General features: G+C 70.2%; 26 protein-coding genes. 7 read left to right on the plus strand and 19 right to left on the minus strand.

From position 1 onward, the window contains the following. Positions 1–193 precede the first annotated feature (193 nt). The 7 genes from ABZS64_RS24570 to ABZS64_RS24600 form a co-directional block, all read right to left on the minus strand. On the minus strand, positions 194–418 hold the full coding sequence (locus ABZS64_RS24570) for a hypothetical protein (protein ID WP_355833496.1): 225 nt from the start codon (positions 416–418) through the stop codon (positions 194–196). 94 nt (positions 419–512) lie between these two features. Further along, a complete protein-coding gene (locus ABZS64_RS24575; RefSeq protein WP_355833499.1) occupies positions 513–1733 on the minus strand; it encodes a histidine kinase in 1221 nt (406 codons plus the stop codon). Then, on the minus strand, positions 1730–3463 hold the full coding sequence (locus ABZS64_RS24580; protein WP_355833502.1) for a cation acetate symporter: 1734 nt from the start codon (positions 3461–3463) through the stop codon (positions 1730–1732). Before ABZS64_RS24580 ends, ABZS64_RS24575 begins: the two co-directional genes overlap by 4 nt. Before the next feature lie 23 nt (positions 3464–3486). Beyond that, positions 3487–3867 carry a hypothetical protein gene (locus ABZS64_RS24585; protein ID WP_355833505.1) on the minus strand — a complete coding sequence of 127 codons (381 nt, stop codon included), beginning with the start codon at positions 3865–3867 and terminating at the stop codon, positions 3487–3489. A gap of 113 nt (positions 3868–3980) precedes the next feature. Next, positions 3981–4250, minus strand: a complete 270-nt coding sequence (locus tag ABZS64_RS24590) for a hypothetical protein (protein ID WP_355833508.1) — start codon at positions 4248–4250, stop codon at positions 3981–3983. A 210-nt stretch (positions 4251–4460) separates the two neighbouring features. Then, the gene (locus ABZS64_RS24595; protein WP_355833511.1) at positions 4461–5327 is read right to left on the minus strand and encodes a LytTR family DNA-binding domain-containing protein; all 867 of its coding nucleotides are present in this window, start codon (positions 5325–5327) and stop codon (positions 4461–4463) included. Positions 5328–5360: 33 nt separating this feature from the next. Further along, complete coding sequence (locus tag ABZS64_RS24600) at positions 5361–5579, minus strand: zf-HC2 domain-containing protein (RefSeq protein WP_355833741.1); 219 nt, start codon at positions 5577–5579, stop codon at positions 5361–5363. 222 nt (positions 5580–5801) lie between these two features. Between ABZS64_RS24600 and ABZS64_RS24605 the strand changes: the two genes are divergently transcribed. Then, a complete protein-coding gene (locus ABZS64_RS24605; RefSeq protein ID WP_355833514.1) occupies positions 5802–6467 on the plus strand; it encodes a zf-HC2 domain-containing protein in 666 nt (221 codons plus the stop codon). Positions 6468–6471: 4 nt separating this feature from the next. Here the strand turns inward: ABZS64_RS24605 and ABZS64_RS24610 are convergent, their stop codons facing one another. The 7 genes from ABZS64_RS24610 to ABZS64_RS24640 form a co-directional block, all read right to left on the minus strand. Beyond that, a complete protein-coding gene (locus tag ABZS64_RS24610) occupies positions 6472–7332 on the minus strand; it encodes a DNA-formamidopyrimidine glycosylase family protein (protein WP_355833517.1) in 861 nt (286 codons plus the stop codon). Positions 7333–7369: 37 nt separating this feature from the next. Further along, positions 7370–8221 carry an amidohydrolase family protein gene (locus tag ABZS64_RS24615; protein WP_355833520.1) on the minus strand — a complete coding sequence of 284 codons (852 nt, stop codon included), beginning with the start codon at positions 8219–8221 and terminating at the stop codon, positions 7370–7372. Between the two features lie 6 nt (positions 8222–8227). Beyond that, the gene (locus ABZS64_RS24620; RefSeq protein ID WP_355833523.1) at positions 8228–8539 is read right to left on the minus strand and encodes an L-rhamnose mutarotase; all 312 of its coding nucleotides are present in this window, start codon (positions 8537–8539) and stop codon (positions 8228–8230) included. Further along, positions 8536–9537: an aldo/keto reductase gene (locus tag ABZS64_RS24625; RefSeq protein WP_355833526.1), complete on the minus strand. Its 1002-nt coding sequence runs from the start codon at positions 9535–9537 to the stop codon at positions 8536–8538. The genes ABZS64_RS24620 and ABZS64_RS24625 overlap by 4 nt, the downstream gene beginning before the upstream one ends. Positions 9538–9690: 153 nt before the next feature. Next, positions 9691–11031, minus strand: a complete 1341-nt coding sequence (locus tag ABZS64_RS24630) for a wax ester/triacylglycerol synthase family O-acyltransferase (RefSeq protein ID WP_355833529.1) — start codon at positions 11029–11031, stop codon at positions 9691–9693. A gap of 114 nt (positions 11032–11145) precedes the next feature. Beyond that, positions 11146–13218, minus strand: a complete 2073-nt coding sequence (locus ABZS64_RS24635) for a SpoIIE family protein phosphatase (RefSeq protein WP_355833532.1) — start codon at positions 13216–13218, stop codon at positions 11146–11148. Between the two features lie 54 nt (positions 13219–13272). Next, positions 13273–14334 (minus strand): DUF6777 domain-containing protein, encoded by a 1062-nt coding sequence (locus ABZS64_RS24640; protein WP_355833535.1) that lies wholly within the window; start codon positions 14332–14334, stop codon positions 13273–13275. A 155-nt stretch (positions 14335–14489) separates the two neighbouring features. Here ABZS64_RS24640 and ABZS64_RS24645 point away from each other — a divergent pair, with 155 nt between their 5' ends. The 3 genes from ABZS64_RS24645 to ABZS64_RS24655 are packed head-to-tail and all read left to right on the plus strand — an operon-like array spanning position 14490 to position 17253. After that, positions 14490–15308: a YndJ family protein gene (locus ABZS64_RS24645; protein WP_355833539.1), complete on the plus strand. Its 819-nt coding sequence runs from the start codon at positions 14490–14492 to the stop codon at positions 15306–15308. Next, positions 15305–15847 carry a DUF1990 domain-containing protein gene (locus tag ABZS64_RS24650; RefSeq protein WP_355833542.1) on the plus strand — a complete coding sequence of 181 codons (543 nt, stop codon included), beginning with the start codon at positions 15305–15307 and terminating at the stop codon, positions 15845–15847. The genes ABZS64_RS24645 and ABZS64_RS24650 overlap by 4 nt, the downstream gene beginning before the upstream one ends. Continuing rightward, positions 15847–17253 (plus strand): lipase maturation factor family protein, encoded by a 1407-nt coding sequence (locus ABZS64_RS24655; protein ID WP_355833545.1) that lies wholly within the window; start codon positions 15847–15849, stop codon positions 17251–17253. Before ABZS64_RS24650 ends, ABZS64_RS24655 begins: the two co-directional genes overlap by 1 nt. Here ABZS64_RS24655 and ABZS64_RS24660 read toward each other — a convergent pair. Beyond that, positions 17231–19585, minus strand: a complete 2355-nt coding sequence (locus tag ABZS64_RS24660) for an alpha-L-fucosidase (RefSeq protein ID WP_355833548.1) — start codon at positions 19583–19585, stop codon at positions 17231–17233. The two genes, ABZS64_RS24655 and ABZS64_RS24660, sit on opposite strands and share 23 nt — an antisense overlap. 177 nt (positions 19586–19762) lie before the next feature. Here ABZS64_RS24660 and ABZS64_RS24665 point away from each other — a divergent pair, with 177 nt between their 5' ends. Both ABZS64_RS24665 and ABZS64_RS24670 read left to right on the plus strand, forming a co-directional pair. Then, a complete protein-coding gene (locus ABZS64_RS24665) occupies positions 19763–21247 on the plus strand; it encodes a carotenoid oxygenase family protein (protein WP_355833551.1) in 1485 nt (494 codons plus the stop codon). Between the two features lie 15 nt (positions 21248–21262). Beyond that, positions 21263–22195, plus strand: coding sequence for a helix-turn-helix domain-containing protein (locus tag ABZS64_RS24670; protein WP_355833554.1), 933 nt, complete (start codon positions 21263–21265; stop codon positions 22193–22195). A gap of 54 nt (positions 22196–22249) precedes the next feature. Here the strand turns inward: ABZS64_RS24670 and ABZS64_RS24675 are convergent, their stop codons facing one another. Further along, positions 22250–22423, minus strand: coding sequence for a hypothetical protein (locus ABZS64_RS24675; RefSeq protein ID WP_355833557.1), 174 nt, complete (start codon positions 22421–22423; stop codon positions 22250–22252). 263 nt (positions 22424–22686) lie between these two features. Here ABZS64_RS24675 and ABZS64_RS24680 point away from each other — a divergent pair, with 263 nt between their 5' ends. Beyond that, complete coding sequence (locus ABZS64_RS24680) at positions 22687–23526, plus strand: SDR family oxidoreductase (RefSeq protein ID WP_355833560.1); 840 nt, start codon at positions 22687–22689, stop codon at positions 23524–23526. Here the strand turns inward: ABZS64_RS24680 and ABZS64_RS24685 are convergent. The 3 genes from ABZS64_RS24685 to ABZS64_RS24695 form a co-directional block, all read right to left on the minus strand. Then, entirely contained in the window at positions 23498–24967 is a 1470-nt protein-coding gene (locus ABZS64_RS24685; RefSeq protein ID WP_355833563.1) for an SDR family NAD(P)-dependent oxidoreductase, read from the minus strand. The two genes, ABZS64_RS24680 and ABZS64_RS24685, sit on opposite strands and share 29 nt — an antisense overlap. A 186-nt stretch (positions 24968–25153) precedes the next feature. Then, complete coding sequence (locus ABZS64_RS24690) at positions 25154–25882, minus strand: SRPBCC domain-containing protein (protein ID WP_355833566.1); 729 nt, start codon at positions 25880–25882, stop codon at positions 25154–25156. A gap of 86 nt (positions 25883–25968) precedes the next feature. Continuing rightward, a complete protein-coding gene (locus ABZS64_RS24695) occupies positions 25969–26577 on the minus strand; it encodes a helix-turn-helix domain-containing protein (RefSeq protein ID WP_355833569.1) in 609 nt (202 codons plus the stop codon). Between the last annotated feature and the right edge of the window lie 88 nt (positions 26578–26665).

Below are 26665 nucleotides of genomic sequence, written 5' to 3' on the forward strand. Positions count from 1 at the left end.
CGTGCCCGAAGGGCTACGGGGGAGCATCGCAAGGCATGAGGATGGGGGTCCCCCCGCCGAAGGCAGGGGGAGAGCCGACGCGGAGCGTCGGCGACCGACGCAACGCAGCGTGGGGGCACCTCCCGTGCCCGAAGGGCTACGGGGGAGTGCCGTGCCAGACCCCGCGAGCCCGGCAAGATCGACCGGACAGGACCTAGACGGCGTGCAGCTGCCTCGCCCGGCGGCTGAGGTGCCGGACGGCGCGGGTGGCCCGCCGGTGCACCTCGACCAGTGGCAGCCCGAGCGCGGCCGCGGCCTCGCCGGGGGTGCTGCGCAGCACATGGAGCTGATGGACCACCGCGCGATCGCGCGGGTCGAGCGCGCCGAGCAGGCTGCGCAGATCGTCAAGGGTGGGCGCCGCCGCGGATCGCATGCTCATCTTTCGTACTCCCCGTTGTAGTCGCTCATCGTCACCGGTTGATACGAAACGAGTGGCAAGGCGACTCAATGACGGCAAGGAAATCGGCGAAGTCTCAGTCCGTGGACCGGCGGCCGGCCGAGGAGTGCACGCCCGAGCGGTACTTGGGGATCCGGATCGTGATCTTCATGCCCGCGCCGACGCCCGTCTCGATGACCAGTCCGTGATCGTCGCCGTACACCTGGCGCAGCCGCTCGTCGACGTTGGAGAGGCCGATGCCCGACGACGCCGTCCGCTCCCCCGCCAGGATCTTCCGCAGCACGGCCGGGTCCATGCCCACGCCGTCGTCCTCGATGGTCACCATCGCCTCGGCACCGGCGTCCTGCGCCGCGATGATGACGCGGCAGTCCTTCCTGGAGTCCTCCAGACCGTGCTTGACGGCGTTCTCGACGAGCGGCTGAAGACAGAGGAACGGCAGGGTCACCGGCAGCACCTCGGGCGCGACCTGGAGCGTCACCTTCAGCCGGTCCCCGAAGCGGGCACCGGCGAGCGCCAGGTACTGCTCGATGGAGCGCAGTTCGTCGGCGAGGTTGGTGAACTCGCCGTGCCTGCGGAAGGAGTAGCGGGTGAAGTCGGCGAATTCCAGGAGTAGTTCACGGGCACGCTCGGGATCGGTGCGGACGAAGGAGGCGATCGCGGCGAGGGAGTTGAAGATGAAGTGCGGCGATATCTGGGCCCGCAGCGCGCGGATCTCCGCCTCGATGAGCCGGGTACGGGACCGGTCGAGCTCGGCGAGTTCCAGCTGTACGGAAACCCAGCGGGCCACTTCGGTCGCGGCCCGCACCAGGACGGCCGACTCCCGCGAGCCGTAGGCGACAAGCGCGCCGAGCACGCCCTCCTCACCGGTGAGCGGGGCGATCACGGCCCAGCGCAGCGGGCACTCCAGGTCCTCGCACTCGGTGTGCACGCTCTGGCTGCGCCCCGAGTCGAGCATGTCGGCGACGCGCACCATCACCCGCTGCTCGTGGTGGTCGGCGCCGGGACCGTCCCAGGCGAGCACGGATTCACGGTCGGTGAGGCAGAGCGCCTCGGTGCCGAGCAGGGAGCGCAGCCGCCGGGCCGCCTTGCGTGCGGTGTCCTCGGTGAGACCGGCGCGCAGCGGGGGCGCGGCGAGCGAGGCGGTGTGCAGGGTGTGGAAGGTGGCCCTCTCGACGGGTGTGCCCAGGTCGAGGTCGGGTTTGGAGCCGCGACGTGAGGTCAGTCTGCCGAGTGCCACACCGGCGGCGAGCAGTACGGCTCCGGCGGCGGCCAGTGCGGCCATTCCCGTCCCGGTCATCGTTCCGCTCCTTCGGGCTGGTGCCTGCCGACGAGGTCTTCCGGCAGATGCAGCCGGGCGAGGATGGCGGTGGCGCCGGGAGGTATGTGGCGCGGCGTGGCAAGCGACACCAGCACCATGGTCAGAAAGCCGACGGGTACGGACCACACGGCGGGCCATGCCATCAGGGTGTGCACCCAGCCGCCGGGGGCGAGGCCCGCACGGGTGGCCATCACCGCGGTGAGGGCCGATCCGCCGCCGACGACGAGCCCGGCCGCGGCGCCGGGCGGGGTGAGTCTTCGCCACCAGATGCCGAGCACGAGCAGCGGGCAGAAGGAGGAGGCCGAGACGGCGAAGGCCAGCCCCACCGCGTCGGCGACGGGCACATTGGTGGCCACCACGCTCACGGCCAGCGGCACCGCCATGGCGAGCAGGGTCGCGAGACGGAAGTGCCGTACGCCTCGCGAGGGCAGCACATCCTGGGTGATGACACCGGCGACGGACATGGTCAGTCCGGAGGCGGTGGACAGGAACGCCGCGAACGCGCCGCCCGCGAGCAACGCCCCCAGCAGATCCCCGGCGATACCGCCGACCATCCGCTCCGGCAGCACCAGCACGGCGGCGTCCGCGTCACCGGTGAGCGAGAGTTCGGGGGCGTAGATCCGTCCGAGGGCGCCATAGACGGGCGGCAGCAGATAGAAGGCGCCGATCAGTCCGAGGACGACGAGTGTGGTGCGGCGTGCGGCGCGTCCGTTGGGGCTGGTGTAGAAGCGGACGGCGACATGCGGGAGCCCCATCGTGCCGAGGAAGGTGGCGAGGATGAGTCCGTACGTCGCGTACAGGTGATAACCGTCCCTGCCGCCGGACAGGGGCTGGGACCAACTGGCCGGATCGGAGCCGGAGGAGGCCCGCTGGGGCACTTCGGCGCCCCGCGGGAAGACCAGGGACGTTCCCGCCCCGATGCGGTGGGTGCCCCGGTCGAGGGCGACTTTTCCGTCCTCGTACGGGGTGTTGTCGATGTCGCCGGTGACGGTGAGGGTCAGCGGCGTGTCGAAATCAACGCGGACGGTGTCGTCGATGCGCACCGTGGTGTGCTCGCGGAAGAGGGCCGGCGCGTCGAAGCGGGCCCTGGGCGTGTCGTCGCCGGCCCAGGCCGCGACGAGGAAGAGCGCGGGCACCAGCAGCGCGGTGAGCTTGAGCCAGTACTGGAAGGCCTGCACAAAGGTGATGCTGCGCATGCCGCCCGCAGCGACGGCCCCGGTGACGACAAAGGCGACGACCAGGCCGCCGACCCAGTCCGGTGCGCCGGTGAGGATCTCCAGGGTCAGTCCCGCGCCCTGGAGTTGGGGCAGCAGATAGAGCCAGCCGATGCCGACGACGAAGAGGCTGGCGAGTCTGCGCACGGCGGCGGACTCCAGCCGGGCCTCGGCGAAGTCGGAGAGTGTGTACGCGCCGGAGCGGCGCAGCGGGGCGGCCACCAGCACCAGCAGGACGAGATAACCGGCGGTGTAGCCGACCGGGTACCAGAGCATGTCGGGGCCCTGGAGGAGCACAAGGCCGGCTATGCCCAGGAAGGAGGCGGCGGAGAGGTACTCGCCGCTGATGGCGGCGGCGTTGAGGCCGGGCTTCACGGTGCGGGACGCGACGTAGAAGTCGGATGTGGTGCGGGATATGCGCAGGCCGAGCGCGCCGATGAGCACGGTGGCGAGCACCACGATGGTGACGGCGGTCACCGCGTAGGTCTGGTTCACGTGGGGTTCCAGGGGAGCATGGGTCAGCGGCCTTCGACGAGCCTGGTGAAGTCCTCTTCGTTGCGCTCGGCACGGCGTACGTACCAGCGGGCCGTCAGCCACATCACCGGGTAGACCGCAACACCGAGTGCCGCCCAGACGAACGGCTCAGGTGAGGCGAGGGGGCCGTCGAAGGCGGCCGGGAGCGCGAAGAGCAGCGGCAGCGAGCCGACGAGGAGGGCGAGCGCCCCCAGTGCGTAGAGCGCGGCCCGCAGCTGGCTGCGCATCAGGGAACGCACATAGGTGGCGCCGAGTGTCGTCTGCTCGCTGATCTCGGACCGGGCGGGCGCGTGGCCCGGCGCACGCCGGGCGCTGCGCGGCACGCCGGTGACCACCTCACGGCGTGGGGGTTGCTCTGCAGACATCGTCGTCCGCTCCAGCGTCTGTAGGCGAACTCTCGGGAGCTGTGGAGTCTACGCAGGCACGATTACCTGCGGTAGGCCTGCCGGGTAAGCCTGTCGGCGACCGGCCCCGAGCCTCAGTGGCCCGTCCGCTGGGCGCAGTCGCTCAGCGCGATCTCCAGCTCGACATAGGACTCCTCGGCCCTGCGGAAGGCGACTTCGAGGGCCGCCTCGGCGCGCGGGCCGACGAGTCCCTGGGCCGACTCCTGGATCTCGTACAGCACATCCGCCCAGCGCCCGGCGGCGCTCTTCACCGTGGCGAGCAGGGCTTCGAGGTCGCGAGCGCTGCCCACCCGGGTCGCCGGCAGGCTTCGGAGCTCCTCCAGCAGTGCTTCGATGTCGGACATCAGGCCCCTTCTCCGCTTGCCCGATCAAGGTTAGGCGGCGGCCGGGGCGGCTGCCGCCGAATGGGACACCGGCTCGGTCAGCGGACGGCGCCCGTCGCCGTACGGCCCTGACGGGGCGACGAGCGGCTGCCCACGGCCGTCGAACGGTCGGCCAGGACCGGGGCGCCGGGTCAGCCCCGTGCGGTAGGGGTACCTCCCGTGCCCTTGGGGCTAACGGGGGTGCATCAGCAGATCGCGCAGTTGGCGAGCGTGACGGCGGCTGACGGCGAGCTCGGCGTCGCCCACCCGCACGGTGGTCGTCCCGGCGTCCAGGCGCAGTTCGTCGATACGGGCGAGGGCGACCAGATGGCTGCGGTGTATGCGTACGAATCCACGCGATGCCCAGCGCTCCTCAAGGGTGGACAGCGGGATGCGCACCAGATGGCTGCCCTCCTTGGTGTGGAGGCGTGCGTAGTCGCCCTGGGCCTCCACATAGGCGATGTCGTCGATCGGTACGAACCGTGTGACACCGCCCAGTTCGACCGGTATCTGCTCGGGACCGGCAACACCTCCCGGCAGGACGCCGGCTGCCGGGGCGTGCTGCGGGACAGCCGGTCCGGACGTCGCTGTGTTCGCTACGGGGGTGTGCGCGGCCGGGGTGTACGCCCCCGGGTCCACCGGCTCGGACTGCCGGAGCTCCCGCGCAGAGACGACCAGATCGCGGACCCGTCGCACGGCTTCGGCCAGCCGCTCCCTGCGCACGGGCTTGAGCACATAGTCGACAGCCTTGAGGTCGAAGGCCTGGACTGCGAAGCCCTCGTGGGCGGTGACGAACACGATCAGCGGCGGTCGCGCGAATCCGGCGAGCAGCCGGGCGACATCGAGCCCGGTCAGTCCGGCCATGTGGATGTCGAGGAAGACGACATCGATGCCGTCCTCACCGTCCGGGCCCGCCTCCAGCGCACGGCTGATGCGGCGCAGTGCCTCGGTGGCGTCCGTCGCTCCCTCCGCGCTGGTGATCCGGGAGTCGGAGCGCAGCAGGTAGAGCAGTTCCTCAAGTGCCGGTTTCTCGTCGTCGACAGCCAGTACGCGCAGCATGCTGCGGAGTGTATGCGCGCCCGGATCGCGGGACTACGGCGTGTCGTCGCCGAGACCGCCGAGCAGGTCCTCCTCGGAGAACAGGGCCAGCAGCGCAGGCGCGTCGGCCATGTCGAGATAGGCGGTCCGGCACGGGTCGCAGTGCTGCAGGTGGCCGGAGACCCGGGCGTCCTCGGCGGGGCTGAGCGCGCCGAGGACGTAGGCGCCGAGCAGCAGTTCCACATGGGCACTGTCGGGGTGCGGCACGATCATGCGACTCCCCGTTTCTTCACCTGTCACGCACACATTCTGCGGGCACCTGTCCCTGCGCCTCAAGCGAGTCGGGCGGGCGAACCCCTTCACCCTCCACCACGGTCGAAACCGCCGCCGCGTTGCGCTTGTGGCACACGGGTTGAGCACAGCGCGCACCTGGTCCGTACTCCTGGGCAACAGACCGCACCGAACGCAGCACCGCAAGCGACGAATCGAGGACGCATGAGCATGCAGCAGCGGCACCGGGACGTCGCCGCCTATGCGCTGGGCGTTCTCGAGCCCGCGGACGTCTTCCGGTTCGAGGAGCATCTGGCCGAGTGCGTGAGGTGCACGGTACAGCTCTCGGACTTCACCGCCGTCGCCGCGTCACTGGCCGAACTCGCGGGCCCCGGGCAGGTCGAGGCCCGTCCCAGCCCGCTGATGCTCGACCGGCTGACCGCTGAGGTCGCAGTGGAACGACGGCAGAGCCGCGGGCGCAGGCTGCGGCTGGTGGCGGCGGCAGCCGCGCTGATCGTGGCCCTGCCGGCGGCGACGGTCGCGCTCAGGGGTGGCAGCGGTCCGGCCGGTCAGCGGGTCGAGGCGAGGGACGCCAGGACGGGTGTCACCGCGTCCGCCGCGTTGCAGGACCGGGAGTGGGGCACCGAGGTCGCCCTGCACCTCACCGACCTCAAGGGGCCGCGCTCCTGCAGACTGATCGCCATCGGCAAGGACGGCATCGAACACCCTGTCCTCAGCTGGTCGGTGCCCGCGGGCGGCTACGGGATCGCCGGCTCCCCCGGGCACGAGGAGCCGTTGGACATCGAGGGCAGTACGGAAGTACCGAGCGGCGAGATCGCCCGCTGGGAGGTCCGTACAGTCGACGGGCAGCCGCTGGTCTCCCTCAAGTAGAGGCCTATTTGAGCAGGCGCGAGAGTCTGCGGTCGGCGAGCGGCTTCCCGCCCGTCTGACAGGTGGGGCAGTACTGCAGCGAGGAGTCGCTGAAGGAGACCTCACGGATGGTGTCGCCGCAGACGGGGCACGGCTGACCCGTGCGGCCGTGGACGCGCAGGCCGCTTTTCTTCTCGGCCTTGAGGCGGCCCGCCGCCACTCCGCGTGAGCGCTCGACCGCCTCGCTCAGCGTCGCGCGCAGTGCGTCGTACAGGGACGTGATCCCGGCCTCGTCGAGGTTCTGCACCGGCTTGAACGGCGACATCTTCGCGACGTGCAGAATCTCATCGCTGTATGCGTTGCCGATGCCCGCGATCAGGCTCTGGTCCCGCAGGGCGCCCTTGATCTGGCGTCGTTCCCCGGCGAGCAGGGCGGCGAAGGCGTCGCGGTCGAAGTCGTCGGCGAGCGGATCGGGGCCGAGGCGTGCGATGCCGGGCACCTCGGCAGGGTCGTGCACGAGATGGACTGCGAGGCGTTTGGTGGTTCCCGCCTCGGTGAGGTCGAAGCCGCCGCCCGATGCGAGGACGGTACGCAGGGCGAGCGGCCCCTTGCCTGGGCGTGGCGGCGCGGCCGGGAACTCGTCCTTCCACTGGAGCCAGCCCGCCCTGGCGAGATGTGCGACGAGATGGAGGCCGCCCGCGGTGATGTCGAGCCACTTCCCGTGCCGGTCCACGGCGGTGACCTCGGCGCCCTCGACGGCGGTCAGGGGCGGGTCGTACGTCTTGAGGACGCTGATCGCCAGCGGCAGGACGCGGACGATCTGCTGTCCCACCAGGTGATCGTCGAGGAACTCTCTCAGCGCTTCGACTTCGGGCAGCTCCGGCATGCATCCAGAGTGCCAAAGGCGCGGAAGGGTCGCAGGTTCATAGCCCGCGCAGTCCGTAGACGCGGCTCGCGGTGGTCTCGAAAACGGCGGTGCGTTCGGCGTCGGTCAGCTGATGGGTCAGGGCCCGCGCCGCCGCCACCACCTCGGCATGGCTCGCCGCGAGAAGGCACACCGGCCAGTCGGAGCCGAACATCAGCCGGTCGGTGCCGAAGGCGTCGAGGACCGTGTCGGCGTAGGGACGGAGATCGGGGGTGGTCCAGGTGGACCAGGCCGCCTCGGTGACCATTCCGGAGAGTTTGCAGACGGCGTTCGGGAGGGCCGCGAGGGCGCGCACATCGCTCCCCCAGGGCTCCAGCTCCTTGGATGCGATGGGCGGCTTGCCGAGATGGTCGAGTACGAAGGTGAGCTGGGGCAGCCGAGCCGCCGCCTGGGCCGCTGCGGGCAGCTGGTGGGGCTGCACCACGAGGTCGTAGACGAGTCCGGCGGCCGCGACGGCGGCGAGGCCGCGCTGTACGTCGGGGCGCAGCAGCCACCCGGGGTCGGACTCGCCCTGGACCTGGTGGCGGATGCCTGCGAGCCGGTCCCCGCCGGGGAGTTCGCGCAGGGCAGCGAGCGTGTCGGCGACATCGGGCGCGGTGAGGTCGGTCCAGCCGACGACACCCGCGACGAGATCGCTGCCGTCAGCGAGCGCCAGGAATTCGGGGGTCTCCTCGGCGACGGTGACCGTCTGGACGAGAACGGTTGCGCGTACGCCTGCGGCGCGCGCCTGGGGGGCGAGGTCGTCGAGCGAGAAGCTACGGCGGATGGGCGCCAGGTCGGGGCCGGTGATCCAGTCCTGGTCCCGTACGGAGAGGTCCCACACATGGTGATGGGCGTCGATGATCGCCATCGGCTCTCACAGCTCCCAGACGACGGGCAGTCCGGCATCCGCACCGTCCGCGGAGTAGTCGTGCACCACATCGAGCAGTTCGGCCATCCGGGCCTGCCAGGCGATGTTGACGGGAAGCTTCTCGAGTTCGGCGAGGAGATGGCCGTAGTCGTCGCAGTCGAGGAGGTGGAACAGGTCCGTGCCGCTGCGCCAGATGGTCCAGGAAGTGACGCCGGCGGCACTGATCGCGGCGGTCAGCTCTGCGGGTACTTCGCGGTGCGCCGCCTCGTACTCGGCGATGCGGTCGGCGCGGACCTTGGTGCGCAGGGCGACTCTCATCGGGCATCCCCGTCCTTCGGCAGCGGTCCTTCGTCGTTCTTCGGCAGGAGTCCTTCGTCGCGCAGCTCGTCCCAGAGCGCGGGCGGGACGGTGCGGGCCAGCATGTCGGCCGCGTCCCGTACTTCAGCGGCGGAGCGGGTGCCGACGAGGACGCCCGCGACGGCAGGGTGGGAGAGCGGGTAGTGGAGGGCTGCGGCACGCAGCGGGACCCCGTGGCGTTCGGCGACGGCCTTGAGCCGCAGGGCGCGCCCCAGGATCTCCTCGGGCGCGGCGGTGTAGTCGTAGGTGGCGCCGGGGCGGGGGTCGGCGAGCAGCCCGGAGTTGAAGACCCCGCCGACGACGACGCTCCTGCCGCGGGCCGCGGCCTCGGGCAGCAGTTCGGTGAGCGCGCTCTGGTCGAGGAGCGTGAAGCGTCCGGCGCACAGGACGGCGTCGACGTCGGTGTCGCGCAGGAAGCGGGTGAGCATCGGCGCCTGGTTCATTCCGGCACCGATCGCGCCGATCACGCCCTCGGTGCGCAGCCGTTCAAGCGCCGGATAGCCGTGACGGAAGGCGGCTTCCTCATGCTCGTCCGGGTCGTGCAGATAGACGATGTCGATCCGGTCGAGGCCGAGCCGCTCGAGGCTCGCCTCGATACTGCGGCGCACGCCGTCCGCGCTGAAGTCCCAGACACGGCGGTGGTCCGCGGGGACGGCGAAGCCCTGCGCGAGGTCGTCGCCGCCGGCGGGGCAGGGTTCGAGCAGCCGACCGACCTTGGTCGAGAGGGTGTACGCGTCGCGGGGACGGGTCCGCAGCGCCTCGCCCAGCCGGCGTTCGGACAGGCCGAGGCCGTAGTGGGGTGCGGTGTCGAAGGTGCGGATGCCCGCGGCCCAGGCGGCGTCGACCGCGGCGGCGGCAGCGTCGGGCTCGACGGGGGTGAACAGATTGCCGATGCCCGCGGCCCCGAAGGACAGCTCGGTGATCTCGACCGCGCTGTGTCCGAGCGTGCTCCATCGCATCCGCTGAGCCCCTCACCGTGGCGTGCGCCGATCACTTCGCCGACGATCTCGCCGATCATTTCGCCGACCACGACGAATATTCATCGGATCACTTGGGGGCGTCAACACCCTTGGAGGGGCGAGATCTTGCGCCGACCGTCCGAGCTGTCCGATCTATCGGGTGACACCGAGGAGTTCGTCGAGCTCCTCGCCCAGACTCCGCGCCAGCCGGTCGAGGTCCGGGACGGCCTTGCCGTCGGCGACCAGACCGGCATGCACACGCCCGCCGTACGTCGACAGCGCGATCGCCAGGGACTGCCCGCGGGCGAGCGGCGCCATCGGGTAGATCTCCCGCAGCGGGCAGCCGCCCAGCGACAGGGCCGAGCGCGGCAACGGCACGTTGGTCACCAGGACGTCGAAGAGCATCCTGGCCGCACCCCCGGCCAGGGGCGCGCCGAACCGGTGTGCCAGTGGCGGCAGTTGATCGGCCAGTACGGCGAGTGCCCCGGCGCCCCGCGAGGGACCGGCGGCCTTGTTGCGGTCCATGGCGGTGCGTACGGCGTCCAGCCGGGAGCGTGGATCCGGGTCGCCGACCGGCAGTTCGAGCAGATACGCCGAGAACTTGTTGCCCGATCCGGGCGGGCTGCCGGGCCTGCGCCGGGAGACGGGCACGAGGGCACGCGGGTCGGCGGCGGGCAGCGGCTCGCCGCGGTCCTCCAGCCAGCGCCGCATCCCGCCCGCGACGACGGCGAGCAGCACGTCGTTGGCGGTACCGCCCGCCGCCTTGCGTACGCGCTGGACCTCGTCGAGGTCGAGCACGGCGGTGCCGAGGCGCCGGGTGCCACTGGAGCCGGCCGTGAGTGCGGGCACGCCGCGCGGGTCGAGCCTGCTGGCCCGTACGACGGAGGCGCCGACACCGACGGCCCGGCCGAGCTCCTCGATGCGGCCCCGGGCGAAACCGGCCACCTGCCGCGGGCCCGCGAGCCAGGACGTGGGCTGTACGGTGCGCGCCCGCCGTACACCCGCAGTGCGCGCGTCGGCGATCTGGTCGAAGATTCCCGCCCCGATGGCGACGGCACGCATGCCGTCGGCCAGTGCGTGATGGAGCTTGACCAGCACCGCGAACGGACCGCCCGACTCGCCGCTCAGCAGGTACATCTCCCAGGGCGGCAGGCCCCGTTCGAGTGGCCGCTCCATGAGCTCACCGGCGATCGAGACGGCCCCGGCGGCGAAGTCGCCGTCGGGGATGCGGACCTGGTGCACATGCCGCCGTACGTCGAAGTCCTTGGCCACGGACCAGGCGGCACCGCCGACGGGCAGCAGGACGTCCCTGACCCGCATCCGCAGCCGTCGGATCGCGGCGGCGCGAGTGGCGAGCAGGTCGAGGACACGCTCGCCGCTCTGCGCCCCGGGTGCCGGGGCGAAGAAGGCGAGGGCGCCGAGATGCATCGGATGACCGGCGGACTCGAGATGCCAGAACGCCAGATCGAGGGGGGCAAGAAGCTCGCTGCTCAAAGGGTCCTCTTGTCCTAGAAGTGTCCCGGAAGGCCACGGAGTGCGCAGTCAACCGCCTGCGGTCGGTTACGGTCAAGTACGATCAGTTCACGGACAGTTAACATCAGGTGGGCATCAGCGAGCCGGTCGGTTCGGGACGATGAATTCGCACCAGACACATTTGCCACTGCCTCTCGACTCGACGCCCCAGGCCTCCGCCAGGCGGTCCACCAGCATCAGTCCACGGCCCGAGACTCCCGACTCCCCAGCCTCCCGGCGGCGCGGCAGCGCGCTGGAGCGGTCCTCGACCTCCACGCGCAGCCGCCGCTCCGGGCCGGCCAGCACCCGGGTTGTCACGATCGCGCCGCCGTCGGTGTGCATCAGCGCATTGGTGATCATCTCGTCGGCGGCCAGTTCGATCTCGTCCGACCGCTCGCGCGCACCCCACGCCCCCACCGCCGCACGGATCATGTGCCGGGCCGAGCGCAGGGCCTCCGGGTCGTTCTGGCCGACATGCTGCTGCAGCCGGCCGCCCGACTGCGGTGTGAACGCACCCCTGCGACGCAACAGCAGGAGCGCCACGTCGTCGTCGCCGCCGCGCTCGTCCACCACCTCGCACAGGCGGTCGGCGAGCAGTTGCAGATCCTTCGGTCCTGAGCGCACCAGGGCGGTGAGCAGCTGCATTCCGTCGTCGAGATCGGCACCGGGCTGCTCGACAAGACCGTCGGTGCACAGCAGGAGGGTCTGTCCTGGGTCCAGTTCGACGGTGCTGACGGGGTATTCGAGCCGCCCGAACTCCGCCGAGAGCCCCAGCGGCAGCCCGCCCTCCACCGGCAGCCTGCGGCAGTCGCCGTCGTTGTCCCTCAGCAGCGGGTCAATGTGCCCGGCGCGCACCAGCTGGACCACGCCGGTCGTCAGATCGGCCTGCGCGTACAGGCAGGTCGCGAAGCGTTCGGTGTCCAGTTCATGGAGGAAGACGGAGGCACGCGCCATCACGGTGGCCGGGGTGTGCCCCTCGGCCGCGTACGCACGCAGCACGATCCGCAGCTGCCCCATCACCGCGGCCGCATCGGTGTCATGCCCCTGTACGTCGCCGATGACCGCGCCGACCCGTCCGCCGGGCAGCGCGATGATGTCGTACCAGTCGCCGCCGATGTCCCGGCCGAGCCGCGCGGAGCGGTAGCGCACCGCGATCTGAGCCCCGGGCACCTCGGGGATCCGGCGCGGCAGCATCGCCTGCTGCAGCCCTTCGGCGAGGTCGTGGTCCTGTTCGTACAAGACAGCGCGCTGCAGGCTCTGCGCGATGCTGCTGCTGAGCGCGACCAGCAGGTTGCGCTCGTCGGGGCTGAAGCCGATCTTGTCGCTGTAGAGCAGGCCGAGTGCTCCGATGGGGCGGGCCTGGGCGATCAGTGGCAGATAGGCCGCCGAGCTGATGTCGAGCCCTTTGATGTGCGGCCACAGCAGCGGATAGGACTCGGCGAAGTCCCGTGGGGACTCGATGAAACGGGGCGCGAGGGTGCGGACCACCTCGCTCATCGGGTACTGCTCGTCGACGCGCGTGTAGCGGGTGCCGGGCACGAAGGAGCCCTCGGGCCCCTCGGCGACCAGATGGATCCGGCCCGCTTCAAGCAGCCCCATGACCAGGCTGGTGGCCCCGAAGTGCTCCAGGCCGTGCGAGTCCTTCAGTACGTCGATGACGTCCTGGACGGTCCGCGCGTGGGCGAGGGCCGCGGTGGTGCTCTCGACGACACTGGTCCGCCTGAGCCGGTCGGCGTCGGCCTCCACGCGCGCGGTGGAGTCCGCGAGCTCCTCGGCGGCGTGGCGGACGATGCCGATGATCCGCAGCGGACGGCCTGTCTCGTCGCGGCGGACGGCCGCCTGCGTGTGGGCCCAGTGCAGGCTTCCGTCACGGCGGCGGATTCGGAAGTACGCGCCGTAGTGGTCACTGCCGTTCTTGAGCGCCTGTGCCACCAGCGCGTCCAGCCGGGCGGCCTCGTCCGTCGGCACCCGGGACGCGAGACTTTCCGGGCGGCCGTCGTAGTCACCGGATGGCATGTCGAACACCTCGAGAGCGGGCTGGTCCATGTGCATCAGCCCGCTGACCAGGTCCCAGTCGAAGCTGCCCATGCGGTTGAGGGTGAGGCTCAGATCCGGGTCGGCCGGCCAGTCGTCGGGGAGCGACAGGTCACCCGCTGCCCGATCAACCATGGAGCCACTCTGCCATCATTTGTCGGATTCTTCGACCGATTCGGACCGATCCGCTCAGCCCTGGACGGTGACCGGCTCCGCCGGCGCCTCGGAGGGCAGCAGCAGGTCCGGCTCGGAGGGCGTGACCCCCTCCTGGGAGGGCACGTCGGGCTCGACCGGCGGCGGCACCACGTCGCTCGGCGTGTCCGGCACCGGTTCGACGGGCGGGCTGACCGGCTGCTCGGGCGGGGAGGCGCTGCTGGTGCCGTCGCTCGGCGCGGTCGAGTCGCCGGGCGGCGTCGAATCACCGGGCCCGGGCGGCTCGGTGACCGGCGGGTAGACGAAGATGTCGTCCGGGGTCACGGGCGGGAGCACATCGGGCCGCTTGTCCTCCTCGCCGTCGGTCCCGGTCTTCCGTTCGATCCAGGTGTTGTTGATGACGTTGACGATCACCAGGCTGTTGATGATCTGGACCGTGGGCTTGATGACGACCACCTTGTCGGGCTGGTAGCCCGACCAGGCCTGGCCCGTGTGGACCACGGCGCCCTTGACGGCGACCGGCGGCTTCAGCGGGTTCCCGCAGGCGCATCTGACCCTCGGCGCTCCGTTCCCGTCCACGAGCACGGCGGTCCCGGCCTGCAGCACGGACTGGTAGCTGGTGGCGGATCCGTGCCGGTATCCGTGGTTGGTGACCCGGGTGTCGGCGCGCAGGACGACGGGGGTCAGTCCCCGCAGAAATTCGGGGATGTCGGCCTGGGATACGCCGGCGGCCCGGCCGAAGGCGCGCGCCTTTGCCTGGTCCGTGCTCAGGAACGTCACCTGCTGCTCGACGTCGCAGCTGCCCACCGACTGGGTGCCGCCGTAGAGACCGGGCGTCGCGCCGGAGAGGGTGCGCAGCGTCTGGCCCCTGCTGGGGCTCGGATCGCTCGACGGCACGGGCGGCGGAGGCGAGGGCGCGTCCGCGGAGATGGCTGTGGTGGCGGTGTACGGGTCCGGGCCCTGGGCCGCGGCGGGCTGGAGGAAGACCTCTCCCCGCGCGTCGGCCGCGCTGCTGGCTCCGCCGCAGCCGGCGACCAGGAGCGCGACACAGAATGCGGCGGCAACCGCGGCGTACCGACGACGTTTGGGTGGACGCACGAAGTTCTCCCGCCTCTTCACCCTTGCTTGTTCCTCTATTTGTTCCTCAAGTTCTGCCGGATTCCCGCAACCCCCGCGACTTGAACGCGTTCAAGTTAGCCCCTAGTCTCGACCCCAAGGGAGTTGAACGCGTTCAAGCCTGGGGTGGGTGCGTGATGTCCGTACTGGTCAACGTGATCGTGATGCTCGGCATGCTGGTGGTCGTGCCCGCGGGACTGCGCCTCATGGACGCCGTCGAGCTCGCGTCCATTCGGCGGATCTGGCCGGCGTTCGCCGTCCCGGGAGCACTCGCGCTCTGGCTGCCACGCTCGACGCCGGCCGCCGTACTCGCGACCGTCTACGCGCTCGGCACACTCGCCCTCGCCGTCCAGGCCCCGCGCCGACTGGCCCGTACCCACTCGCTCGCGCCCGCCGAAATCGCACAGCTCACCGCGCTGGTGACCCCGTCCGTCGCCGGGCTCGCGCTCGTCGCGGAACGCTCCGGACACGAGCTCTTCGGCTTCAGCCTGCCGATCCTGGCGCTGACTGTGCCTCACTTCCACTTCGCCGGCTTCACCGCGGCGCTGGTGGCGGGCCTGGTCTGCCGTGCGACGGCCGGCCGCGCCGGGCGCTTCGCCGCACTCAGCGTGCCGCTGGGCACCCTGCTCGTGCTGGCCGGCTACTTCCTGGACGACTGGGCCGAACTGCTCGGGGCACTCGTCCTGACCGCAGGCATGTGGACCGTGGCGCTGCTGACCTGGCGCGATGTCAGAACCGGCGGACGCGACCGGTTCACGCGCACCCTGCTGGCCGTCTCCGCCGCCGTCCTGGTGGCGACCATGCTGCTCGCCCTGAGCTGGGCGCTCGGCGAGGCCACCGGCCTGCCCCACCCGAATCTCACCTGGATGGCCGCAACCCACGGCCTCGGCAACGCCCTCGGCTTCGCGCTCTGCTCGGTGCTCGCCTGGCGACGACTCAAGGAGACGACCGTATGAACAGCGTCCGCCCCACGACCGGCCGCACGCTCAGCTATCCCGAGGTCGGCGCCACCCGGCTCGGCCCACTGCCCGACGGCTACCACCATCTCCACCACACCACGCTCATCGGCCGCGGCCGCGCCGTCTTCGATGCGGCGGGCGAGGCGGTCACCACCTGGCGGATGCACCGCGGCTCGGGGGCCCGGGTGCGCACCGGAGCCGTGCGCGCCGAGCCCGGCGCCCGGCTCCAGGTCTCGATCGGCGTGGGACCGCTGCGGTTCACCGCGCCGTGCGAGGTGGTCTGGACGGCGTACGAGAAGGACCGTACGGGCTTCGCGTACGGCACGCTGGCCGGGCATCCCGAGCGCGGTGAGGAGTCCTTCGTCGTCGACATCCGGGACGACGGCTCGGTGTGGTTCACGGTCATGGCGTTCAGCCGCCCCGCCCGCTGGTACCCCCGGCTCGCGGGCCCGCTCGTGCCCGTGCTGCAGAAGTGGTACGCCAAGCGGCTGGGTCATACCGTGCGGCGCCTTGCCGCGGACCGATACTGGAGGTGATGGAGTGGTTCACAGACAGCGACTACTGGCTCAGCCGGCTGGTCTTCCAGCGGGCGCTGGCCGCCGTGTATCTGGTTGCCTTCCTCACCGCAGCCCTGCAATTCCGGGCGCTGATCGGCGAGCGGGGCATGCTGCCGGTGCCCGCGTACGTACGCCGGGTGTCGATGCGGCGTGCGCCGAGTCTGTTCCAACTGCGCTATTCCGACCGGCTCTTCGCCCTCTGCGCCTGGGCCGGCGTCCTGCTCTCGGCGGCTCTGGTGGCGGGCGCCGCCGACCACATCCCGCTGGCTGCCGCGATGGTGTGGTGGGCGGCACCGTGGGTGCTCTATCTGTCGATCGTCAATGTCGGTCAGACCTGGTACGCCTTCGGCTGGGAGTCACTGCTCCTCGAGGTGGGCTTTCTCGCCGTCTTCCTCGGCAATGAGCGCACCGCCCCGCCGGTGCTCGTGCTGTGGCTGCTGCGCTGGGTGCTGTTCCGGGTGGAGTTCGGCGCGGGACTGATCAAAATCCGGGGCGACGAGTGCTGGCGCAATCTGACCTGCCTCTACTACCACCATGAGACCCAGCCGATGCCGGGCCCCCTGAGCTGGTTCTTCCACCATCTGCCGAGACCCTTCCACCGGGTGGAGGTGGCGGCCAACCATGTGACCCAACTCCTGGTCCCTGTGCTGCTGTTCACCCCTCAGCCGATCGCGAGCGCGGCTGCCGGAATGATCGTGCTCACCCAGCTGTGGCTGGTGCTGTCCGGCAACTTCTCCTGGCTGAACTGGATCACGATCGTCCTCGCCCTCTCCGCCGTGGACGGCTCCCTCATCGCGGATCCGCCCGCGCTGCCCGACTCCCCGGTCTGGTACGAGGCCGTGGTCATCGCCGTGAGCGCGCTGCTTCTCGGCCTGAGTTACCGCCCGGCGCGCAATCTGCTCTCCCGGCGGCAGTCGATGAACCGCTCCTACGATCCCTTCCATCTGGTCAACGCCTACGGCGCGTTCGGCACGGTCGGACGGGTGCGCCATGAGCTGGTGATCGAGGGCACGGACGAGAAGGCGCTCCACCAGGGCACGGTGTGGCGGGAGTACGCATTCAAGGGCAAGCCCGGGGACGTACGCAGACTTCCGCACCAGTTCGCCCCGTACCATCTGCGGCTCGACTGGCTGATGTGGTTCGCCGCGCTCTCCCCCGCCTATGCGCACCCCTGGTTCGGACCCTTCATGGAGCGGCTGCTCGACGGGGACCGGGACACGCTGCGGCTGCTGGGCCGCAATCCGTTCCCCGACGCCCCGCCCGCGTATGTCCGCGCCAGGCTGTACCGCTACCGGTACACGACCTGGCGCGAACTGCGGGCCACCGGCGCCTGGTGGCACCGGACCTATGTGCGCGAGTTCCTCAGGCCGACCAGGCTACTTTGAACACCCAGGCGATCTTCCCGGCCCTGCGGGCCGCGGCCGGGACGTCGATCACCAGCTTCCCGCCGGTCGTCCGCCAGGTCAGCGGTCGCTCGTACCCGAGCATCGTCACCTTGTCGCCGGGCCTGACCGGAACCGGAGCCTCGACGGTGAGTGTGCTGCCCGGCTCGGCGAGCGAGTGGATGTAGAAGGCCTTGTTCGGACGGATCGTGAAGCGCAGATCCTCACCGAGCTGCGGCATGCGCGCCCAGTACGTACTGCCGTAGATCGCCTCGCCGTTGACCTTCAGCCACTGGCCCGTCTCCCGCAGCCTGCGCTCCATGATCTCGGGGATGGTGCCGTCGGCGCGCGGCCCGATGTCGAGGAGGAAGTTGCCGTTCTTGGAGACGATGTCGACGAGTGAGTGCACCACTTCCTCGGTCGTCATATAGCGGTCGTCGGGCGTGGCCGCGTTGTAGCCGTAGCTGAAGGGGTCCAGGCCCCGGCTCGACTCCCACTTGTCGGTGACGATCGAGTCGTACGTCGTGTACTCGGGGGTCGTGAAGTCGTGCGGGCCTATGCCCGAGCGGTTGTTGACGGTCACGTCGACGGGCCTGGCCCGGTTCTTGGCATGGTTGAAGTACTCGGCCAGGACCCGGTGGCTGTCATTGGCGCCGCCGATGTCGCACCACAGGAGCTCGGGGTCGTAGCCGTGGATCAGCTCCAGCATCTGCGGGGCCTGCAGATCCTTGATGTAGTCGCCGGGCCGGTGACCGGTGTACGGAACGGGCTCCAGGGTGTACGGATTGCGCGGGGCGTGCCCCATCCAGGGGTTGTCGGGGTTGAACCACTCCGGCATCGAGAAGTACAGACCGCGATGCAGCTCGGGGGCGTAGCGGCGCGAGGCATCGAAGAGTTCCTTGATCAAGTCGCGCTTCGGGCCCATCTTCACGGAGTTGCGGTCGCTGACCTTGGTGTCCCAGAGGGCGAATCCCTCATGGTGCTTGGAGGTCAGCACGTGGTACTGCGCGCCCGCGTCCCGGAACAGCTCGACCCAGGAGCGCGGATTGAAGCGCTCGGCCCGGAACCGCGGGATGAAGTCGTCGTACGCGAAGGACTCTCCGTACGTCTGACGGTGGTAGGCGTACGTCGCGTTGTTGGGGTCCTGCATGTGGTTCCAGTACCACTCGGCGTACTGTTTGCCGACCGGCGCCCAGGCGGGCACGGAGTAGACACCCCAGTGGATGAAGATCCCGAACTTCACGTCCTGGAACCAGTACGGCGCCTGATGGGTGCTCAGCGAGGCGTCGGTGGGCTGGTAGTCGGCCACGCCGAGGGCGAGCGGGCGACGGGCGGCCGCCGCCTGCTGGCCACGGCCGCGGGCCACGACCGTGCCGTCCTGCGTGGTGCCGGGCTGCGTGCCGGGCGCCCGGCGGATACCGATGCGGACCCTGGCCTGTTCGCCGGGGGCGAGCCGGGTGACGGCGGCGGGGGCGACAGTGCGGGCCCCGGGGACGTCGACGGAGAGGCTGAGGGCGTCGGAGGCGAGGATGCCGACGGTGCCCGCGTTGATGACGGTGGCCTCGACGCTCTGTGCGCCGGAGTCGAGCAGCGATGCGGTGGAGTGCGCGTTCCGCAGCGCCAGTGCCCGTCCCTCGGCGGCCGGCTGGAGGGTGAGGGCGAAGATGTGGAGTGAGCTCTTGTTGGGCTGGGCCGGGTTGGTGACGGGCAGGGTGAGCGCCACGGCCTCCTTGGTGGAGTCCATGGCGAGTTCGGCGGGCGCGATGACGACCTGGTGCGGGTCCTTCTGTCCGTCGGGCTTGTAGCGGTACGGAGCGGTGAGCCGGCCGCTGCCCGAGTACCAGTCGGGCCCCCCGAGTGCCGAGGTCTGGGTGCTGCCGTCCGCGTAGTGGACGGTGGCCTTGCCCGATGCCGCGCCGTAGCTGCCGGCGACGAGGAACAGGCCCGAGAGATAACGGCCCTTGGGGAGATCGATGCGCTGTCCGAGGGCGACGATGTTGTTCTTGGCTCCCGCCGTGGCGGCGGGGAAGAGATAGGCGATGCCGTCGATCTCCAGCCGCCCGGAAGGGAGTTCCTCGCCGGGGAAGGTGTAGCCGGAGCCGTCGAAGTTGCCGCCGCGGGCGTCGGCGGTGTCGATGCCGTCGTTGTCGAACCAGTTCTCCAGCGGTACGGGCACGGCGGCGGGAACCGTGCTCCAGTCTCCGCCCCGATCGCCCTCGCGTATCTCTGCCGCCGTCAACGGGCTCGCATCGGCTGTGGCCGGGTGTCCAAGGGCAGCGCCGACTGCCGCCCCTGCCGTCATTCCGAGTACATGGCGCCTGGGAAGTTCGGTCATGAGGTCCGATGATTGAAGCGTGACAGAGACCTGTCAATGCTCTCAACCAGACGGAAGCCAACTTTCTTACCTCAGTCATCGGATGACCGATGATGGCCTTCACCGAGTGACTCTGTTAGTTGTAGTCTCGCGGCCACCGAGGCACGACCGGCCTCACCGTGGAAGGGGACCGCACCCATGGACCTTGAGCTCGTATCGCGCGCGTTATCGACGCTCCCGGTGGACGACGAACATCCGTACCGCACAGGACCGTGGCAGCCGCAGACCGCCGAGTGGCGGGCCGACGACCTGGAGGTGATCGGCGAGATACCCGCCGACCTCGACGGCGTCTATCTCCGCAACACCGAGAACCCGGTGCACCCGGCGCTCAAGCTCTACCACCCCTTCGACGGGGACGGCATGATCCATGTGGTCGGCTTCCGCGACGGAAAAGCCTTCTACCGCAACCGTTTTGTGCGCACGGACGGCTTCGAGGCCGAGCAGAAGGCGAAGCAGTCGCTGTGGGCGGGCATCGCCGAGCGGCCCTCACTGTCACTGCGCGAGGACGGCTGGGGCGCACGCACCAGGATGAAGGACGCCTCCAGCACGGACATCGTCGTCCACGCCGGACAGGCGCTGACCAGCTTCTGGCAGTGCGGCGACGTCTACCGTCTTGACCCGCTCACTCTCGAAACGGTCGGCAAATCACCCTGGGCGCCTGACTGGGGAGTCTCCGCCCACACCAAAGTCGACGAGGCGACCGGCGAGCTGCTCTTCTTCTCGTACGCGACCGAGGCTCCGTATCTGCGCTACGGCGTCGTGGGACCCGACAACCGCCTCAAGCACCTCACCGACGTCCCCCTGCCGGGCCCGCGCCTGCCGCACGACATGGCGTTCACTGAGAACTACGCGATCCTCAACGACTTCCCGCTCTTCTGGGACCCGGAGCTGATCTCCCAGGGCAAGTACGCCTCGCGCTTCCACCCCGAACTGCCGAGCCGCTTCGGCGTCGTACCGCGGCTCGGCACCGACGTCCGCTGGTTCGAAGCCGATCCCACCTATGTACTGCACTTCACCAATGCGTACGAGGACGGCGACGAGATCGTCCTGGACGGCTTCCACCAGGGCTGCCCCGAACCGGCCGACCCGCGCGGCGAGGGCATCTACCAGCGAATGTTCCGCTTCCTCGCGATCGAGCGGCTTCAAACCCGGCTGCACCGCTGGCGGCTCAACCTCCGTACGGGGAAGGTGAAGGAGGAGCAACTGAGCGAGCGCTTCACGGAGTTCGGCATGATCAACCCGGACCGCGGCGGCCGCTCCTACCGCTATGCGTACGCCTCGACCCAGCGGCCCGGCTGGTTCCTGATGGACGGCATCGTCAAGCACGACCTGACGACGGGAAGCGAGGAGCGATACGCGTACGGGGACGGGGTGTTCGGCAGTGAGACGGCCATGGCTCCGCGCACCGGCTCGGCCGGGGAGGACGACGGCTACCTTGTTACGCTGGCCACCGATATGAACGCCGATCGTTCCGAGTGCCTGGTCTTCGACGCCGCACGCCTGAGCGACGGTCCAGTCGCCCGGGTGCGCCTTCCGGAACGGATCTCCAGCGGCACCCACTCCACCTGGGCTCCAGGATCCGCGCTCCCCGGCTGGCTCGAAGGCCCCGCGGACACCCCCTAGGAGCCTGGGAGCACCGTGACCGAGGAGTCGGCGACCCTGCTGCAGGCCGGCGGACAGAACGCGATCGCGGTCACCCTCGGCCTGCTCGGCGACGAGTGGACGCTGCTGATCCTGCGCCATGCGCATCTGGGAGTACGCCGCTACCAGGACTGGCGCGACCAGCTCCCGATCTCGGACGCGGTGCTCACCGGACGGCTCGGCAGACTCACCGGGCACGGCCTGCTGACCCGCGACGCCTACCGGCAGCGGCCCGTGCGGTACGAGTACCGGCTCACCCCGCGCGGGCTCGCCGTGTGGCCGGTGCTGGTCTCCATCTGGGGCTGGGAGTTCCGCTGGGTCGCGGGCCAACGCGATGAGCTGCCGTGGATGCGGCACCGCTCCTGCGGGCGCAACAGCGAGCCGGTGATGATCTGCGACGGGTGCGGCGAGCGGACCGGGCAGCGCGATGTGCGCTCCGTCCTCGGGCCGAGCGGCGAGGCCGCCCGTTCCATCCCGGCGGCCGCGACACGGCGGCGCAGTACGTCCGGGGACGGGGGCGCGGCCGGTCTCTTCCCGGAGACGACCGCGCTGATCGGCAACCGCTGGTCGGTCGCGCTGCTCGGCGCGGCCTTCTTCGGCGTGCACCGGTTCGGGGAGTTCCAGCAGCGGCTCGGCGCACCGCCGGCGATGGTCGCCGACCGGCTGAGGACCTTCTGCGCGCTGGGAGTTCTCCGGGCGGCCGGCCAGGACTACCGGCTCACCGCCAAGGGCCGGGCGTTCTTCCCGGTGGTGATGACGCTGATCGACTGGGGCCAGCGCTGGTACGCGGCGCCGGAGGGGCCCGCGCTGGTGTCCGTACACCGTTCCTGCGGGCGGGAGTTCTCGCCGCGGCTGGTATGCGCAGAGTGCGGGGAGCGGCTGGTGGAGCGCGATGTGCTCGTCGTCGACGGGGTGCGGGCGGCTCCTTGACCTTCCGTGCCCCCTGCCTGTGGGGGCAGGGGGCACGGCGGCGAAGCGATCCGCTCAGTCGATGCCGGGCAGGATATGCGGCTCGGCGAGGTCTTCCTCGTAGCCGGCCAGCCTGATCGGGGCCGATCGGGCCCAGACTTCGAGACTGCCGAGTTCGTCGGACCGGGCGGTCCGTTCGCCGCTGCGTTCTTGCGGGCGTTTGTCGTGCTTCTTGACTTCTGATGTCACCGCGCACTCCTCTGTGTCGCGTAACTGGGACAAGGGCAGTTCGGGTCGCGGTGGCGCCGTTACTCGGGCGGGACCGCAGCCTGGTTGCAGGCTTGTCCCAGGACGGCCAAGGGAGATTCGTGGATCCCTTGGTGGCGTCCGTTCACCCCAGGGTAACCATATGAGCAGGCCCCTGCTCGATGGGGCCTGTAAATCTCCTGTAAACCCGCTCAATACCGGCCAACGATCTATCCCTGTGCGGGGCTTCGTGGGATCGTACGCGGATGATTTCCGGGCGAGCACAACGCAGCCTCGAAGGCAGAACGGCCCTGGTGACGGGGGCTTCGCGGGGTATCGGGCGCGCCGTCGCCGGGGCACTGGCCACAGCCGGGGCGAAGGTGGTGGTCACCGCACGGGACACGGATGGAGTAACGGAGGCCGTGGCCGGGCTGCGGAAGGCGGGCGCGCAGGCAGCGGGCTGCGTGGGCAGCGTCGGGGACCCGGACCATCTCGGCCGGTGCACAGCGCTCGCGATGCGTAAGTTCGGGAGCCTCGACATCCTGATCAACAACGTCGCGACCAACGCCCCCTACGGTCCGCTGATGGAGGCCGATCCCGACGAGTGGCGGCAGGCGTTCACGGTGAACGTCGAGGCTGCGCTGCGGCTGGCACAGCTCGCCTGGCGGGCCTGGATGCGCGAGCACGGCGGCGCGGTGGTCAACATCTGCACCGAGGGCACCCATGGCGTCGGCCCGAATGTCGGCGCGTACGGCACCAGCAAGGCGGCGCTGCTGCACCTCACGCAGCAGCTCGCGGGCGAACTCGCCCCGGGTGTACGCGTGAACGCCGTCTCACCGGGGCTCATACGCACCGAGATGGCGCGCTTCGTCTGGGAAGGCGCCGAGCGGCGCATCGCCGAAGGGCTGCCGCTGGGCCGGATCGGCGAGCCGGACGACGTGGCGCGGGCGGTGCTGTGGCTGGTCTCCGACGAGGCGGAGTGGGTGACGGGGGCCGATCTGCTGGTGGACGGCGGTACGAGGGTGCGCGCTGCTGCGGGCACCGGCTCGTACGCCGTCCACGATCAGCTGAGAACGTCTACCAGTTCGCCGGAGCGTAGTCCTTGAGGAAGCAGCCGAAGAGGTCCTCGCCGTCTTCGCCGCGCACGATCGGGTCGTAGACGCGGGCCGCGCCGTCGACCAGGTCGAGCGGGGCGTGGAAGCCCTCGTCGGCGAGACGCATCTTGTCGGGGTGCGGGCGCTCGTCGGTGATCCAGCCGGTGTCGACGGCGGTCATCAGGATGCCGTCGCTCTCGAACATCTCCTGGGCGCTGGTGCGCGTGAGCATGTTCAGCGCGGCCTTGGCCATGTTGGTGTGCGGGTGGCCCGCGCCCTTGTAGCCGCGGCTGAAGACGCCCTCCATCGCGGAGACGTTCACCACGTAGGTGCGCTTGGCCGCGGCGGCGGCCATCGCCGGGCGGAGCCGGCTGATCAGGATGAAGGGCGCGGTGGAGTTGCACAGCTGCACTTCGAGGAGCTCGACCGGGTCCACCTCGGAGACGGTCTGGATCCAGCTGTTGGTGTCGTGCAGATCGGGGACGAGACCGCCGGCGTCGATGGCGGTGCCGGCAGCGATGCGCTCGAGGGATGCGGAGCCGCTGACAAGTGCGAGGTCCGTCACGTCCTGGGCGCTCAGGCCCTCGCCCGCGGCGGAGGGCAGCGCGGCGACGGAATCCACGGCGCCGCTGCCGAAGGTGCCGATGACGTGGGCGGGCGGCAGCTCGCCTGCGGGCAGCGGCGCGGACTCGGCGGCGACCAGTTCGCTGTAGGCGCCCGGGGAACGGCGTACCGTCTGGGCAGCGTTGTTGATCAGGATGTCCAGCGGGCCCTCGGCGGCTACCGAGTCGGCGAGCGCGACGACCTGGGCCGGGTCACGCAGATCGATGCCGACGATCTTGAGGCGGTGGATCCACTCGTCGCTGTCCGGCATCGCCTTGAAGCGGCGGATCGCGTCGTTGGGGAAGCGGGTGGTGATGGTGGTGTGGGCACCGTCACGCAGCAGCCGCAGCGCGATGTACATACCGATCTTGGCCCGGCCGCCGGTGAGGAGAGCGCGCTTGCCGGTCAGATCGGTGCGGGCGTCGCGGCGGGCGCGGTTCTCGGCCGCGCACTTCTGGCACAGCTGGTGGTAGAAGGCGTCGACCTCGACATAGCGGGTCTTGCAGATGTAGCAGGACCGGGGGCGCTGGAGTATGCCCGCGATCGCGATCTCTCCGGTGACCGAGGAGGACGGCAGCAGACCCTCGGTCTCGTCGTCGATGCGCTCGGCGGATCCGGTCGCGGTGGCCTCGGTGACCGCCTTGTCGTTGGCGGTCTTGGCGGCCCGGCGCTCCTGGCGGCGGCGCTGCTTCACGGTGCGGTAGATGCCTGCGGTGGCACGGCGCACGATGATCGCGTCGGGGTGGTCGACATCCAGCTTGTCGAGCTCGTCGAGCACGCTGAGGCAGACGGCCAGGCGCTCCGGGTCGATGCCCTGGCCGAACACCGGGCTGTCCTCTGTCACCGTCATTGCCTTTGCCGTTCCTCGGTCACTCGTACGCAGTGGGTTTTCAAAAGCGCAACTTTACCGAGCAAAAGGGTGACGACAAAATCTCGTGACCAGGGGCTTCGCCCAGGACCCCGGTCCTAGGGGGTGTCATCCGGCCTGATCCGAAAGACACCCTCTAAGGCGAAGCCCCCGCCTGCCCCGACCTGCTCAGGCAAAGAGGCCGGTCAGCCAGGTCCCCCACGCCTCCTCGTTCTTCTTCGCGTCCGCACCACGGGCGAAGTCGTGCACGCTCACGCCGACCGGCGCACCGAAGTGGTTGCGGCCGAAGACGCGGTACATCGCCTCGTCGGTGCGGAGCCCGATGAAGTACGGATTGCGGTAGTCGAGGACCGCGTCCACCTGACCGGCGCCGGGCAGCTCGACCCGTACCGTCGCACCCTCGGTCGCGTCGTCCGCCAGCCCGAGTCCGCGGCTGACGACCTCGAGACCGCCCGGGGTGTTCGACGCGGCGGGAGCGTCCAGGGTCGCGAAGGTGGCGGCGCGGCCGGTGAAGTGCTTGAGGTACTGCTGCAGGGTGTGCAGATAGAAGTCGGTGTGCTTGTTGGCCCCGTCGTACTGGTTGTCCCAGTCCTCGACCAAGATGCCGCTGTGCACATAGCGGACCCAGGAGCCGCCGCCCTCACGCGGCTCGATGACATGGTCGAGCTGGTTGAGGGTCTGCTGCGTGATGCCTTCGGCATTCTCGGTGCGGCCGGTCAGATGGCGCGGCGGGTCCCATTCGGTGACGGTGCTGCCGTAGGGCCCGGCGCCGCCCTTTTTGGGCTCGTACTCCATGGGCCACAGCCAGCCGGCCGTGCCGGTGGTGATCGCCTCCCAGACCTCTTCGGGGCTCGCGTCGACCTCGAACTCGCGGACGATCTCGAATTCCTTGGACATGGTGACTCCTGATACTCAGGCGCTCTGGGGCGCGTAGACGATGTGCTGGACGCCCGAACCGGGCGACTTGGCCTGAGCGCTCCGGGTCATGACGACTCCTCGATGGCCGGTGGGCTTTTCACCGTGGGGTGGAGGGCGACGACGATGCGGTGCTCGCGGCCGCCCGGCGCGTCCTCGTCGTGGTACTTGGCGATCAGCGCGCCGACGCCCTGCGTGAGCTCCGCCACGAAGGCGGCCCGATCGGCAGCGGAGGCGAAGCGCACCTCGCCGTCCAGTGCATAGGTCGCCAGCCGCTTGCGGGCCTTGGCGGCGCCCGTGATCAGGGTGCCGACATCGCGCACGAGCCGCGCGGCGACCGCAAGCATCCAGCGGGCGGAGAGCTGGTCGCGGAAGCGGGCCGGGTCGGGCTGCACGGCGGCCAGGGCGAGCGGTGAGATGACGTACGAGGCCGCGGTGGCCCGCATCAGCCGCTCGGTGACATTGCCCTTTCTGCGCTCGCCGGCGAGCTCGACCAGGCCGTGCCGCTCCAGCGCCTTGAGGTGGTAGTTCACCTTCTGGCGGGGCAGCCCGACCCGGCCGGCCAGCATGGCCGCCGACGCCGGACCGGCAGCGAGCTCGGCGAGCAGCCGGGAGCGCATGGGGTCCAGCGAGACGGCGGCAGCCGCCGAGTCCTCGATCACGGTCACGTCCAACATGACTTCACCATCTCACCGACAACTTTTTTTGTCCAGACTCATTTCACTGTCGGTGAGTCTTCGCCGTCGCGATCACCAGGCCGCCGAC

This window comes from Streptomyces sp. NPDC005408, from assembly GCF_040606445.1.
GTDB lineage: Bacteria > Actinomycetota > Actinomycetes > Streptomycetales > Streptomycetaceae > Streptomyces.